The 14100-nt window shown below is 56.2% G+C and carries 13 protein-coding genes; 7 read left to right on the forward strand and 6 right to left on the reverse strand.

Annotated features, from left to right (window positions below):
• Window positions 1-14: 14 nt before the first annotated feature.
• Window positions 15-845, reverse strand: a complete 831-nt coding sequence (locus QJQ48_RS04305; protein ID WP_346289967.1) for a hypothetical protein — start codon at window positions 843-845, stop codon at window positions 15-17.
• A 145-nt stretch (window positions 846-990) separates the two neighbouring features.
• The gene (locus QJQ48_RS04310) at window positions 991-1875 is read right to left on the reverse strand and encodes a polysaccharide deacetylase family protein (RefSeq protein WP_346289968.1); all 885 of its coding nucleotides are present in this window, start codon (window positions 1873-1875) and stop codon (window positions 991-993) included.
• 200 nt (window positions 1876-2075) lie between these two features.
• Here QJQ48_RS04310 and QJQ48_RS04315 point away from each other — a divergent pair, with 200 nt between their 5' ends.
• Together QJQ48_RS04315 and QJQ48_RS04320 are read left to right on the forward strand one after the other, a co-directional pair.
• Entirely contained in the window at window positions 2076-3962 is a 1887-nt protein-coding gene (locus QJQ48_RS04315; RefSeq protein WP_346289969.1) for a polysaccharide deacetylase family protein, read from the forward strand.
• 87 nt (window positions 3963-4049) lie between these two features.
• Window positions 4050-4943 carry an ATP adenylyltransferase family protein gene (locus QJQ48_RS04320; protein WP_346289970.1) on the forward strand — a complete coding sequence of 298 codons (894 nt, stop codon included), beginning with the start codon at window positions 4050-4052 and terminating at the stop codon, window positions 4941-4943.
• Here QJQ48_RS04320 and QJQ48_RS04325 read toward each other — a convergent pair.
• Entirely contained in the window at window positions 4940-5641 is a 702-nt protein-coding gene (locus tag QJQ48_RS04325; RefSeq protein WP_346289971.1) for a class I SAM-dependent methyltransferase, read from the reverse strand. The two genes, QJQ48_RS04320 and QJQ48_RS04325, sit on opposite strands and share 4 nt — an antisense overlap.
• A 191-nt stretch (window positions 5642-5832) precedes the next feature.
• On the opposite strand from QJQ48_RS04325, the gene QJQ48_RS04330 reads away from it, so the two are divergent.
• The gene (locus QJQ48_RS04330) at window positions 5833-6222 is read left to right on the forward strand and encodes a 6-pyruvoyl trahydropterin synthase family protein (RefSeq protein WP_346289972.1); all 390 of its coding nucleotides are present in this window, start codon (window positions 5833-5835) and stop codon (window positions 6220-6222) included.
• Complete coding sequence (locus QJQ48_RS04335; protein WP_346289973.1) at window positions 6209-6826, forward strand: 7-carboxy-7-deazaguanine synthase QueE; 618 nt, start codon at window positions 6209-6211, stop codon at window positions 6824-6826. Before QJQ48_RS04330 ends, QJQ48_RS04335 begins: the two co-directional genes overlap by 14 nt.
• Before the next feature lie 26 nt (window positions 6827-6852).
• On the opposite strand, the gene QJQ48_RS04340 is transcribed toward QJQ48_RS04335, so the two are convergent.
• Window positions 6853-8199 carry a pentapeptide repeat-containing protein gene (locus tag QJQ48_RS04340; RefSeq protein ID WP_346289974.1) on the reverse strand — a complete coding sequence of 449 codons (1347 nt, stop codon included), beginning with the start codon at window positions 8197-8199 and terminating at the stop codon, window positions 6853-6855.
• Window positions 8200-8291: 92 nt separating this feature from the next.
• Between QJQ48_RS04340 and QJQ48_RS04345 the strand changes: the two genes are divergently transcribed.
• The 3 genes from QJQ48_RS04345 to QJQ48_RS04355 all read left to right on the forward strand — a co-directional run bounded on the left by QJQ48_RS04345 (window position 8292) and on the right by QJQ48_RS04355 (window position 11507).
• Window positions 8292-9185 carry an SDR family oxidoreductase gene (locus QJQ48_RS04345; RefSeq protein WP_346289975.1) on the forward strand — a complete coding sequence of 298 codons (894 nt, stop codon included), beginning with the start codon at window positions 8292-8294 and terminating at the stop codon, window positions 9183-9185.
• Between the two features lie 95 nt (window positions 9186-9280).
• On the forward strand, window positions 9281-10768 hold the full coding sequence (locus QJQ48_RS04350; protein WP_346289976.1) for a site-2 protease family protein: 1488 nt from the start codon (window positions 9281-9283) through the stop codon (window positions 10766-10768).
• 7 nt (window positions 10769-10775) lie between these two features.
• Window positions 10776-11507, forward strand: a complete 732-nt coding sequence (locus tag QJQ48_RS04355; RefSeq protein WP_346289977.1) for a PIN domain-containing protein — start codon at window positions 10776-10778, stop codon at window positions 11505-11507.
• A gap of 80 nt (window positions 11508-11587) precedes the next feature.
• Here QJQ48_RS04355 and cysC read toward each other — a convergent pair whose 3' ends face one another.
• Together cysC and QJQ48_RS04365 are read right to left on the reverse strand one after the other, a co-directional pair.
• Window positions 11588-12142 carry an adenylyl-sulfate kinase gene (cysC, locus tag QJQ48_RS04360; RefSeq protein ID WP_346289978.1) on the reverse strand — a complete coding sequence of 185 codons (555 nt, stop codon included), beginning with the start codon at window positions 12140-12142 and terminating at the stop codon, window positions 11588-11590.
• 124 nt (window positions 12143-12266) lie between these two features.
• A complete protein-coding gene (locus tag QJQ48_RS04365; RefSeq protein WP_346289979.1) occupies window positions 12267-14054 on the reverse strand; it encodes an SLC13 family permease in 1788 nt (595 codons plus the stop codon).
• Between the last annotated feature and the right edge of the window lie 46 nt (window positions 14055-14100).

The following is a 14100-nucleotide window of genomic DNA, read 5'->3' on the forward strand; positions in this document are numbered from 1 at the left end:
GCGATCGCGGCGGTCTAACCGCTGAGCTGCGCTTTGTGCAGCAGATAGGTGAGAAAGTGATCGGCAGCGTCGCTGATCAGCGCTGGCCGCACTTTCAGGCGGTAGTTGAAGTTCAGCAGGCTTTCTTTCAGCGTGTCGCGCTTGTAAATCAAATAGGCGCGGATGCGACGCTGAATTTCGTGCTTGACGGCTGCTAAGTTTTCTAGGGATGAGGACGGCTGACTGATTTTAGCGCCCAAGGTTGTGCTGAGATAGAGACGAACGCTCTCGGCAAAAGGAGTTTTGTCAATTTGCCCCATCACCTCTGTAATGGACTGCTGCGGCTTATCCCGCAGCGATCGCCCGATGACAAAAGCCAGAATATCGGCGGCATAGTCTTTGTCAGAAGCAAAGCTGCGCAGCATCTGCTGCAGTTTCGCCCGGTCGTAGGTGTCGCTGCCATACTTGGCCAAGTACATCTCAATTGGCTGGGCCGTATCGCCAATGGCGGCGGTAAACTCGCGGGTATCGTAGGGAATATTGCTGAAGAGGTGCGATCGCAGGTAGAAAAAGCGATCGGCGAGGCGAGAAACCAGGTTGCCGCCGACGAACTGGTCTGAAAGAGCCGCAATCAGGTGGGCGAAATCAACCGCTTGCCCCGCCATTATTACCGTTTCATCATCCAGTTCCCCTTTAACGAAATCGGGATTGTAGCCCGCTACCAGTTCCCAAAAAGTTGAGGTGTATCCGGGCTTTGTATAGGCTCGCAGTTCTCGTACAATCGCTGCTGCCGTCTGCTGGGGACGCTGCTGCTGATAGCTGCCGATAAACGCCAGCATTTTGGTCAATCCGGGATCGGTTGTCATCCGCCATCGCTCCTTGCACGCTGCCTTGCAGATACTTCCACGTTTGACGGGTTTAATTCCGCAGAGTCCTCAAAATTAGCAAAGCCCGATTGAATCTGCCATTTGGAAGACAACACTTAGCAAATCGGGCAAAGCTTAGGGTTGCTTAAGGAATACTGCCTTCTGGCAGGGTCATGACGTACTCTGCGATCGCGCCGGGATGGGTAAACCAAACAGCGTCGCTGTGCTGTCGGATGTGCTGCAGTGCCCGGCGCAGGTGCCGCAGCCGAAAGGGCTGGCCCACAATATAGGGATGCAGCGAGATGCCAAAAACCAGGGGCTGCTGCTGCGACTGCGCCTGCATTTCATCAAAGTTATCCACAATCATGGCGGCAAATTCGGCAGCGCTGGCCCGACGGACCGCGATCGCCGGAATGTCATTCACCTCTTGGGGATAGGGAATGGCTAGCAGCCTGCCCTGCCGGGTCTGGAACCAGATGGGCTGGTCGTCGCAGCACCAGTCTAGACAGTACGTATAGTTGGCCTCCTGCAGTAGATCCGGCGTGATGGGGCTCTGAGCGATCCAAGGTCCTAGCCAACCCCGAGGCGGCTGGCCCTCGTGGTGGGCAATTGTTTTGGTCGTCTCGGCAATGAGCTGAGTCTCCTCCTCCTCTGAGAGGAGGCTCTGGCGCTCAGAATTGGTACGCCCATGCGCCACAATTTCATCGCCGCGATCGCGGAACGCGGCCATGACTTCCGGGCAGTAATCGTAGAGACTCGCATTAACCAGCGCTGCTACCGGCAGGCTGAGTTCTTCAAACAAATCCAGCAGTCGCCAAACGCCGACTCGGTTACCATAGTCTCGCCAGGCATAGTTCAGCACGTCGGGCTGCGGTCCACCGGGAGCGAGAGTGGCCCCTAGTCCTTCACCAAAAGCAAAATGTTCTAGATTTAGACCAATATAAACAGCTAGGCGGCGATCTTGCGGCCAGCTATAGTCAGCCCGTTGAACAATGGAGGAATACCGATAGCGTCCATGTGTCGGAAGCATGATAGAAAAGCACCTAAGTCTGAAATAATAGGGCTGAAAGAATATCGTTTCCGGATCTAACCCAGCACATTGCGGACTGATGTTTAATCAGCTCGTGAAAGTTTCGGCGGGTTTCCATACAGTCTCAGTCAAAGCATCCCTGTGATTTAAGTCACTATCCTCCCAGTTGCCGTGTTTAAATTCAAGACAAGGATTCGGTAATGCAGAATTCTCAGACGTCGGCTGCTCGCAGATGGCAGCGATTGCTTATTTTTGGTATCAGCGCCGCCGGTGGCCTCAGTCTGGCGGCACTAGCTGTTTTGTGGTTGGATTACCGCGAATCTCAGGCAGAGGAACCGCTAGCGGCCATGCAGCCTGTCAGTCAACAAATGATGTCAGCCTTGGTGACAGCTTTACCCATTGCCCTGCTTGCCTCCGAGTCTGAACCGCCTGACCTAGAAGCCGCCGCCGCTCAGCTCTGCGCCCCAGTCGCTAATCTAGCCCAGGCCGCTGCCAGCGCCACGGCCTTGCCCACAGAGGCGATCGCCCCGACCGCAGGCATCGGTCGCACCATCAGCCACCTCAACTTATCCTTGGCGCTTCAGGCAGTGCCGATTGACTGGCCACAAGTTCACCAGCAGGCTCAGCTCGCCAAAGTCCCGGTGATGATGTATCACGATATTTTGGCTGAGAAAGAGGTGTTCTTCGACGTGACGCCAGAGGAGCTAGAGGCCGATTTTGAGCTGATCAAAGCCAACGGCCTGACTCCCATCAGTTTAGACCAGCTCGTCTATCACCTGAGTACGGGCACTCCCCTGCCCGATAAGCCCATTTTGCTCACCTTTGACGATGGCTATGCCGGACACTACACCTATGTCTATCCGCTGCTAAAGCGCTATGGCTATCCGGCGACTTTCTCAGTTTTCACTGGCAAGCTAGAGGGCGATATTGTCGGACGCTCCACTCTCACCTGGGATCAGGTGCAGCAGATGTCTAAAGATCCCCTAATCACCATCGCTGCCCACAGCGTCACCCATCCCCGTGATCTGCGGCCCTTGACTGACGCGGAGCTACGCCAGGAAATTTTTGACTCTAAGCGCCTGATTGAAGCCAAGCTCGATCAGCCCATACGCTATTTCACCTATCCCGAAGGCAAATACGATGAGCGGGTGGCAGACGTGGTGGCTGAGGCCGGATACTCAGCGGCTCTGACCATGGATGATATTGACGAGCGCTTTGCCGGGGAGTCTGAAAGCTTGCTAGCGATCGCCCGTTTTGGTCAGTCCCGCTTAGAAGACGTGATTGAAGACGCCTGGGGTGGTCCTCCGGCAGCCACCCAGCCGGGGCACTTTGACTTTGGCACCGAGGTCAGTCTGCGCCGTTTTACCCTAGAAGATATTCCTCTCTTTCTGGTTACCGGCGGCAAGCCCGTCACGATTCACGCCGACAGCCGCTATCAGGTTTCTGAGATTATCGCGGATACTGATGCTGTCGCCGCTGTCGATGGGGCCTTCTTCTCCCTGAAATATCTGGATTCCAACACCATGATTGGCCCCATTTACAGCCAGTCAACCGGCGAATTTGTGCCGGGCAATGCTGGTGAAAATCCTCTCCTGGCTGGGCGTCCCTTAGTACTCATTAGCCCCCAAAAAGTAGAATTTGTGCCCTTTGATCCCGCGCAGCACAATACCCTAGCCGGGGTGCAGGCAGAAGCCGCCGACGTGACCGATGCCTTCGTCGCTGCGGCTTGGCTAGTCAAGGAGGGTCAGCCCCGCGAAGCTCAACTGTTTGGCAACCTGTTTGACTATGACGCGGAGCGTCACCGCGCCTTTTGGGGCATTGACCGGGCCGGTCGCCCGGTGATTGGCGTCTCCAATGACCGGGTCAACTCCGTGCAGCTAGGAAAACTCCTGAGCCAACTGGGGCTGCGGGATGCTGTGATGCTCGATTCTGGGGCCAGCACCTCCTTAACCTATGAAGGGGAACCTCTAATGCGCTATACGCCCCGTCCGGTACCCCATGTGGTTGCCCTAATGCCGCCTCAGACAGCCTGTTCTCCGGCAGTGGCCGATAGGGAATCGGCTGAGGCTGAGGTATCGGACAGATAAAAGACAGGGCAATTCCTCAGCGCAGCTATGAACAGCGGGGATCACTTTTCTGCTAGATTGCACGAGGATAGGCGGTAGGCTTGGGTTATGGCTTCTGATTCATCCTCGCTCTGTTTTGAGGCAGGCACACTGTGGCAAAAAATTACAACCCGTACCCAGCGGGCACTTACCTCTGGCGCTTTACAATCAATTCCGACTGAGTATGAGCGGCTGGAGCAGCAGGGCGTTGACTTTGTGGTGCGCATTTTGGCAAATCTGGTGCGCAAAGAAAAGGCGAAAAAGCGACAGCCTCAGGATTTCAACCCGTTTTTGCCGTATGAGAAAGATCTATTTGTAACGGATCTCTCCCACACCCATCTGTGCCTGCTCAACAAGTTCAACGTGGTCGATCACCATATTTTGATCGTGACTCGCGCTTTTGAGTCGCAGGAGTGCTGGCTCAATCCGCTAGATATGCTGGCGCTGTGGGCCTGTATGGCTGAGATTGACGGTTTCGCTTTTTACAATGGCGGCAGAGCGGCGGGGGCTAGTCAGCCCCACAAGCATTTACAGATAGTGCCTTTGCCGCTAGTTGACGGCATGGCGAGTCTGCCGATTGAAACTGCGATCGCCGCGACGGAGTGGCAAAGCAACATTGGGCGATCGCCGCTGCTCCCCTTTGTTCACGCTATTGGTCGCCTTGATCTGGCCCTGCTTGACCAGCCCGCTCGCATGGCCGACTACGCCCTCAGCCTCTACCAGCAGCTTTTAGCCGCCACTGGAATTGCCTATCAGGGCGACCGGCAAACGGCTGCCTATAACTGGCTGGCAACGCGGCGGTGGATGATGGTTGTGCCGCGATCGCAGGAGAGCTATGAGGCTATCCCGGTAAACTCCCTGGGATATGCGGGCTCGCTGCTGGTGAGAAATCAGTCGCAGCTAGAGCAGCTTAAGCAGCTAGGGGCGCTCAATCTGCTGAGCAAAGTCGGGTGTCCTGCCTAGGATCGCTCCTGCCGGATTCGATACAGCGTCCCGTGAACCGTTTTCTGCCCCGGTGGCGTCACCTGCCGCGCCGTTGTCTCAAACGCCAGCCTGCTTTGCGTCAGCGCCGCCCGAAAATCCTCCGCATAGGAGCGATTGGGATCTACCAGCCAGCACGCTCCCCCCGGCAGCAGCAGCTTTGTCATCAGCGCCACCAGCGGCTCCACGTTTCGCGCCTCATAAATCACGTCCGCCGCCAAGATCAGCGGTACCTGCAAATCTGGCGGTGGATGCCGCCAGTCAATCTGGCAGAGGTCAAACTGGTCAAACCCATTCATCGCCGCATTTTCTGCCGCAAACTGCAGTGCCGCCGCGTCATAGTCGCTAAAAATTACCCGCATCCCTAAAGACAGGGCCGTGAGTCCAGCTAGTCCCAAGCCGCAGCCAATTTCCAGGGCTAAGCTCCCCTGCGGCCAGGGTTCCGTCAGCAAAGCCTCCCCCAGCATCAGCGCCGAGGGCCAAATCTCTGCCCAGTAGGGCAAATACTCATCTGCCTCGAAGGCTGAATGAATTGCTGGATGATCCAGCAGGTCGTCGGTGTCCTGCGGCAGCGTCAGGTAAAACCGACGATCGCCCACTGCCACGACTCGCTGCTGCCGCGATCGCAGTACTTCCGCCGGCGTTTCGTAGAGAAAGGGAATTTGCCTAGAGTTTGTCAAAACTGTCAATAATCTTGGATTAGGAAAAACGGGATATCTCCCTATTCTCCCTCAGCATTCGGCATAGGGTTCGGTCACATCATCGCTTTTCTCAGCGGCTAGCAGCTATGGGCACTCAAGTTTTTAGCGCGATCGCTTCTCCCCTGAAGAATGCGTTAGGCTGAAAAATGTCCTTTTCGCTACAAAAGTTCATGCCCAAGTGGACGCTGACTACCGAGTTTAGCTTTGAAGCCGCGCACTACATAAAAGACTACAATGGCCCCTGCGGGCGACTCCACGGCCATAGCTACCGGGTACGGATAGAGGCGATCGCGCGGCAGCTTCACGCCTCTGAATACTGCCCTAATCCGGTGATGGTAGCTGATTTTCGTAGCTTACGCTGGGCTAAGCGCGACGTGCTTAAGGGCGGACTGGATCACTGTGTTTTGAATGAAGTACTGCCAGAAGCTTATGCAACAACCGCTGAAATGATTGCTCAGTATATTTACGACAAGACTAAAAAGCAGCTCCCAGAAGGCATCAAGCTGAAAGTAGCTGTCTCGGAAACTGCCAATAGCTGGGCCACTTATGAAGACGATTGAAGCTGCGCCACTCACTTATCCTATCGTTGAGACTTTTCACTCTGTGCAAGGCGAGGGCACCTGGAGCGGTACCAGCGCCTGGTTTATTCGCTTGGGTGGCTGTGATGTAGGCTGCTGGTTTTGCGATACGAAGGAGTCTTGGAATCTTCAGCGGCATCCACAGCAAACGGTGCCTCAAATTGTTGAGGCAGCGGCAGCCGCGCAGCCCCGAATTGTGGTGATTACGGGCGGCGAACCGTTAATGCACGACTTAGGACGGCTGACAGCCGCATTACAGGCCCAAAATCTAAAAGTTCACCTCGAGACCTCTGGATCTCATCCCTTCAGCGGTACCTTTGACTGGGTTACTTGCTCACCAAAGCGCTTCAAGCCGCCCCATGCCAGCGTTTATCCTCACGTTGATGAGTTAAAGGTGGTAATTGCTCAGCCTGAAGATTTTATTTGGGCCGAACAGCAGGCGGCTCTGGTACCCGCGACTGCCGTTAAGCTGCTGCAGCCAGAGTGGAACACGCCAGAGAGTACGCAGCTTGTCTTTGACTATGTGCGACAGCAGCCTAACTGGCGCCTGAGTTTGCAAACTCACAAGTTTTTGGGCCTGAGGTAGTTCTGCATGCTGTCAGCGATCGCCCGCTAACGGCCTAGCAAATTGGGCACATCTTCACAGCCGCCGGGAATGGTGGCACGGCTGCGACTGCCGCACCAGGCACAGCAGTAGTGGCGCTGAATTTCAGAAAGTCGCTGCACGTTGGTGAAATTGGCTCCCTCTACCACCGCTCCCGTATAGGCACCCGTGATGTAGTTAGGCGGATCGGTGCGGCTGCGGGGAGAGGCGGTTTCTAAAGAGCCGTAGAAAAACCGGGATCCCATGAGGTCGGCGCCGGTGAGGTTGGCCTCGTAGAGAATGGCCCGCGCCAGGTTGGCCCGCACCAAATCACCTTTATACAGATTGACCCTGACCAAGTTGGCATCGCTGAGGTCGCTCCAGCGCAGGTCACTGGCCGACAGGTCGGTAGCCGCCAGCATGACCCCCAAGTCAATCACGCGGGTGCCCTGCTGGCGATCCTCAGCGTAGCCGCCGCTGCCGTCTAAAATCGGACGGCCCAGACGGGTATCTCGCTTCAGCGGCGTCAGCAAGCGCGATCGCGACAAAAAGCGAATCACCTTAGCCTTGCCGGAGGCATCAATGCTGCTGAGAATAACGGCTGTCCGGGCTTCGGCGATCGCTCGCTCCTGCGGCCAATCTTCTAGCAGCCCTTCATCATCTAGGACCAGATCAGAGATACCTTGAAAATAAGCGTCAATCGTTTGCTGCTGGGTGATACGGTTTTGCTGCACCGTCAGATCGCGGGAGATGATGTACTGCCGCCACGCTACGTAAACCGCCAGCACCGCGATAAAAATCTGGCCAAAGGCGCCGAAGAAGTCCCCAATTGCTCCTACCACGTCCCAGCGAATACCCCGCCCCCAAGCTAAAATGCGGGCATTGATGCCGCTAATCTGCATCAGCCCAATAATGCCAAGAACAGAGCTGGGGAGGGCAACGAGGAGAGCCTGCTGCTGGCTAGAAATTTCAGCCAAAAAGGCGCTGAGAGAAGGCCAGATCAGACGAAACGAAATCGTCATCGTGACCAGCGATCCGGCCAGCGTTAGCCAAAAGTCATCTAAAGCCAAGCCAGTCAGCAGGATCGCAACGGCCACCAAAGCCACGACGTTAGCCGAAGCCGGGCTGGGTTGCCGCGTGCCGGAGGGGGTGACCGTGACGACGCGAACCGAGCTTTCTTCAGCGGTGGCTGTTGCCTCAGAAGCCGTTGCTAGCGCGTCAGCCGTATCGGGGGAGGCCTCGGCTAGGTCAGCCTCTTCAGGAGTGACTGATTCCGCAGGCTGAGAAGCCTCTGCTGCGATCGCCTCAGCCTCGCCGTTGTGGGTATCGGCGGTTAGAGATTCGGGCGTCTCTGGTTGAGAAGAGTTGTGGGTCATAGTCGTTGCAAAGGCTGAAATCGTGACGGCCTGCTGGCGCGGCAAATCCTTGCCCTATCGTAGAGGGAATAGAGTCAATTACCCATAGACGAATGGCAAAACTCTTAGTGACGGGGGCCAGCGGTTTTCTCGGCGGCTATGTCTGTCGGCTGGCTCAGACAGACTGGCAGGTTTGGGGAACGTATTACCAGCAGCGGCCTCAGCTACCGGACAGTTCGCTGCATGCGCTCGATTTGGCCGATTCAAATGCGATCGCGGCGCTGTTTCAGTCGGTTCAGCCTGATGCTGTGATTCACACCGCCGCCCAGTCCAAACCCAACTTTTGTCAGCTCCATCCGGCCGCGACCTATCCGATTAACGTTACAGCTTCTCTCCAATTAGCTCAGCTTTGTGCCCAGGCGCAAATTCCCTACGTGTTCACATCAACGGACCTAGTTTTCAATGGCGAAGCAGCCCCCTACAGCGAAAGTGACCAGCCCACACCGCTGAGCTACTATGGTCAGCAAAAAGCGATCGCAGAGGCCGAAATTCTAACCGTTTATCCGCAGGCAACCGTTTGCCGTCTGCCGCTGATGTACGACCGGGCTACGCCAACGGCGGGCTGTTTCCTGCAGGGCTTCATCGATCAGCTACAGGAAGCCGAGCCTTTAGCTTTGTTTACCGATGAGTTTCGGACGCCAGTGCGGGCTGAATGTGCTGCCAAAGGACTTTTGTTGGCCTTACAGACCGAGGGCATTTTGCATCTGGGCGGCAGGGAACGGCTCTCTCGCTATCGGTTCGGGCAGCTACTGGTCGCGTTGCTGGGCCTGCCGGAGTCGCGGCTGACGGCCAGGTTGCGATCGCAGGTGGCCATGCCTGCTCCCCGGCCGCACGATGTTTCCCTCGAGAGCAACCGCGCCTTTGCCCTGGGATACGATCCCCAGCCGGTTCGATCGGCATTGGCGGCAATTTTGGCAGAGCCTGCTGCCGCGCAGCCGGCAGAATGACAGCCGGTAGACAGTTGCATCCCTGGGCGTTGCGAGTGAGTATAGACAAATACTTAGCCTATCTCTATGAGTTGTTTTTAACTAAAACGAGTTAAATGATCACGTTTTTGATTTTGCTGGCGGCGATCGCCATTTTGGTCTGGGGATTTCTCCGAGCGCGACCCTTTGGCAAACTGGGAATTTTAGCCTGGCTACAGTCACTGGTGCTGATGGTGCCCTGGCTGATCTTCTTTGGCCTATTCGCCGCAGGTGTTTTTCTGAATCTGGCCGGGGTGCTAGCGCTAGTGCTGATATCGGCTGGTTTATATATTTATTTAGGCAGGCAACTGCGGAGCTTGGGGGCTGATGAGCTAGCGGCAAAGCGAGCTTCTAGCTTTGCCGCTGTCACCGAAAAAGAGATGGGGGAGGGTTCTGCATCGCCGACTGAAACCGATGAAGCCGAGCCTGCTGCTGACGGCGAGCCAGCCGTGACCACGATTCCCACTGAAGAGCTGAGCCAGATTGAAGGTATTTTCGGCGTTGATACCTTTTTTAGGACTGAAACCATTCCCTATCAGGAAGGGGCCATCTTTAAGGGAAACCTGCGCGGGGAGCCGGAAGAGACGGCCGTTAAGCTGGGAGAAATGTTAGCGGCGCGGTTAGGCGATCGCTATCGCCTATTCCTGCTGGAGGGACCAGAAGATCGGCCCGTGGTAATTGTGCTGCCCGGCAGCGCCGACCCCAAGCCGACGACGACGGCTCAAAAGGTTTTGTGCGTTGCTCTGGCGATCGCCACTCTGGCCACCTGTCTGGAAACCAGCGGTATTCTCATGGGCTTCGACTTTTTTCAAGAAACGGGCCGCTGGCCGGAAATTCTGCCGCTGGCCTTGGGCATTTTCTTGATTTTAGTTGTGCACGAATTCGGCCATTTCTTCCAGGCCCAAGGCTATGGTATCAAGACCAGCCCGCCGTTTTTTCTGCCTGCTTGGCAAATTGGCTCTTTCGGCAGTCTGACCCGCTTCGAGTCGCTGCTGCCGAACCGCACCGTCCTGTTTGACATTGCCTTTGCGGGGCCAGCGGCGGGGGGCGTCGTGTCCTTAGTAATGCTGCTAATTGGGCTGGGACTTTCCCATTCAGGCAGCTTGTTCCAAATTCCGGCAGGCTTCTTTCAAAGCTCGATTTTAGTCGGTTCTCTGGCGCGGGTGATGCTGGGCGCAGATGTGCAGCAAAACCTGATAGACGTGCATCCGCTGGTGCTGCTGGGCTGGCTGGGATTGGTAATCAACGCCATCAATTTAATGCCAGCCGGCCAGCTCGATGGCGGTCGCATCGTGCAGGCAGTCTATGGTCGCAAGGTGGCCGGACGCGCCACAATCATTACTCTAATCGTGCTGGCGCTGGTTTCGTTCGTCAATCCATTAGCGCTCTACTGGGCCGTGTTGATTCTGTTCTTGCAGCGGAACCTGGAGCGGCCCTGCCTGAATGACCTGAGTGAACCGGACGATGCGCGAGCCGCGCTGGGGCTGTTGGTCTTGTTCTTGATGCTGGCAACGCTGCTACCGCTGTCGCCCGGACTGGCAGGCCGCTTAGGCATTGGGGTCTAGAAGCTCTATGGAAACTGCCGTCTATCGCCTGCTGTTTGATACCCCGGCGCTGCTGGCGGGTAATTTGCGAGAGTGGCAGCGCTACGGCCAGTTAGGGCAGTGCTGCCTGCCCCAGGGAGTGCTAGAAGAGGTAAAATTTCTCTGCGATCGCGCGCCTGATCCGGCCTTAGAACCCAAGGCCAGAGAATTTTTCCGGTTTTATCCCACCAGCGGCTGGCAGGTCAGTACCGAGCGTCAGCCCCACCCGGCTTTGACGCAGCCAGACGGCCAAACCCTCAGCAAGCGGGCCAGACAGGCGATCGCGGTGCTGGAGTGCGCCCATGCTTTGGCTCAGAATCACCGCGATCAGCTCGTGGTACTCGTGACGAGCAGCCAGCCGCTGCTGCAGCAACTTGCTAAAATGCAGCAGCCAAACCTCTGCGGCCTCACCGAAACGGCGCTTAAAAATTGGGGTCGCACCGAGCAGGTGCCGCTACCGCTGCTGCAGGGTTTGGCCCGGTTGCAAACAGAGGCGAACAATCGCCCTACTTCGGTTAACCCCCGTCCCTCCGTGGCGACCCCCCAGCGGCGATCGCCGCCTGCCATGACTCGGCCTAAATCGACTCGCCGCTCATCAGCTTCGCAGCTTGTTTCTTTGGGACTGGCTTTGATAGCGATCGCGGCGGCGGGATTATTTTTGCTCAAGGTGACCCAGCCGCAGCGCTTCGACCAGATTTGGCAAAGGCTGAATATTGAATAATTTGAATTGACAATAGGCCACAAACCTTCTCGTGGCGGTGCGTTGTGATGTCACAACGCACCCTATAAAAGAAAATACCGCTAGACCGCAGCCGCTACTGGCTGGAGATAGCCCATTTCCTCTAGCTTTGCCAGCACCTTGTTGACGCTCTCTTCGAGACTCTCTTTGTCGGTGCGGCACTCAACTTCAGGGTTAGTAGGCGCTTCGTAAGGATCGTCGATCCCCGTAAAGCCCTTGATTTCTCCGGCTCTGGCCTTTTTATAAAGCCCTTTGACATCCCGCTCCTCGCAGACTTCTACCGGCGCGTTGACATAGATCTCAACGAAATCTTCTATGCGATCGCGCACCTCTTCGCGTACTGCCTGGTAGGGAGAAATGGCCGACACCAGCACAATGACGCCGTTGCGGGTAAGCAGGTGGGAAACAAAGCCAATCCGGCGAATGTTTTCATCCCGGTCTTCTTTGCTGAAGCCTAAGCCCTTGGTCAAATTGGTGCGAACAATATCGCCGTCTAGCACCTCTAGCTTGCAGCTCCGGGCGCGTAGTTCCTGTTCCAAAGCCCGCGCAATCGTGGACTTGCCGGAACCGCTCAAACCCGTAAACCAAACTGTAACTCCGCGTTGTTGTGAACCCATAACTGCTTTTTCTATCTCCTAACATCGTGGACGTAAACATCTGCCTGAGCCAAATTCCTGTCTAGGACTGCTCGACAGTTTGACCTGAGAGGGCCATCAGCCGCTCTCACAGCTCTGACCGGGGCTAAAGCCCATACAGCCAGAGTGCCAGGGCCGGGGTAATCACCGCCATAATCAGGCTCAGTGGCCCCCCGACTCTGACAAAATCTAAAAACCGATAGCCGCCCACCCCGTAGATCATCGTATTGGTCTGATAGCCAATCGGGGTCATGAAGCTGTTGGAGGCGGCAAAGGTAATCACAAACATCATGGTGAAGGGGTTTAGATCTAGGGTTTGGGCTACCTGTACCCCGACGGGCAGCAGCAAAATCACCGCTGCGCTGTTGGACAAAATGCCTGTGAGCAAGGATGTCATGGTAAAAACAAACAGCAGCAGCCAGTAGCTAGAAAGTCCTCCGCCCAGGTTGACTAGCTGTTCTGCAATAATCTGGGTCGTGCCGGACTTTTCCATTGCCGTTCCCAGGGGAATTAGGCAGGCCAGTAAAAAAATGACGTCCCAGCGCACTGCCTGGTAGAGTTCACCTGGCTTCAGACAGCCAGTCAGAATCATCAGCATCACTCCGGCCAGAGCCGATACCAAAATCGGTATTTGGGTCACTGCCGCCAGCACCACCACGCCCACCCCAATGCCAATGGCAATATTGGCCCGATCTGAGCGCAGCGTTTCTAAGTCGCGCTGCTCTAGCACCAGCAAATCGCGGCTGGTTTGTAAACCGACAAAGCTCTGCTTTGGCCCCTGCACCAGCAGCAGATCGCCAAATCTCAGGGGCACTTTACCCAGGCGATCGCGCACCAGTTCCTCCCCCCGCCGCATTGCCAGCACCGTAGCGTTATGGCGCTGCCGGAAGCGAATTTCTTTAAGGGTAGAGCCAATCAGGTTGGAGTTGGACAGCACCAGCACCTCAGCCACCCCCTCTACGTCGGAGCTGAGGTCAGCCTGCCAGGACTTTTGGCCAAACTGCACGTCCGGCAAAATCTCAATCCCTTCGCTGTCGCGGATTTTGAGCAGGTCTTGCCGTCCGCCCCGCACCAGCAGAATATCTCCGGCAGCGAGGGTCTTATCGGCCAGAGGCTGGGGAAAGCGGTTGCCGTTGCGAATCACCTCTAGCACGTCTACGTCAAAGCGGCGTTGAAGCTGGCTTTCTTTGAGGCTGTGGCCAACTAGGCTAGAGCGAGGCGTAATCACCACTTCGCTGACGTAGTCCTTGAGGGCGTAGTCTTCACCGAGGCCGTCGTAGGGCGCTTTGCGATCGGGCAGCAGGGCGGGCGCGACGCAGACCAAATAGGCCAGCCCCACAACAAAGATAATGGCCCCCATCGCTGTGAATTGAAACAGGCTGAATTCGCCGTAGCCCAGCTTATCGGAAAGGCCGCTGGCCAGAACGCTGGTGGAGGTGCCCACTACGGTCATCATGCCGCCGAGAATAGTGGCAAAAGACAGGGGCATCAGCAGCTTGGAAACCGAGATCCGCTGCTGGCGGCATAGATCTTCAATAATAGGCAAAAAGACGGAAACCACGGCGGTGTTGTTGATGACGCCAGAAATCGGCCCGGCGATCGCCCCCATCGCTAAAATTTGCTGACTAGGCTGCTTGCCGCCCCAGCGAATAATCCAGCTACTGGCCTGCTGCAGGGCACCCGTGCGGGAGATGCCGGCGCTGAGAACAAACATGGCCATAACGGTGATGGTGGCAGAATTGCTAAAGCCAGCAATACCTTCTTCGGGCGTCACCAAACCTAGCAGCATCAAGAGTACCATCACGGATAGAGCGGTAATATCCGCTGGCAGCCACTCAAACACAAAACAGGCTAAAGCCGCGATCGTAATGCCGAGGGTCAAAATCATTGGCATGGCGTTGCAAAACTAGCCCCATTGCCAGAGCCGCTTAATCTAACTT

The sequence above is a fragment of the Sphaerothrix gracilis Ecp01 genome (assembly GCF_030405905.1).
Taxonomy (GTDB): domain Bacteria; phylum Cyanobacteriota; class Cyanobacteriia; order Phormidesmidales; family Phormidesmidaceae; genus Sphaerothrix; species Sphaerothrix gracilis.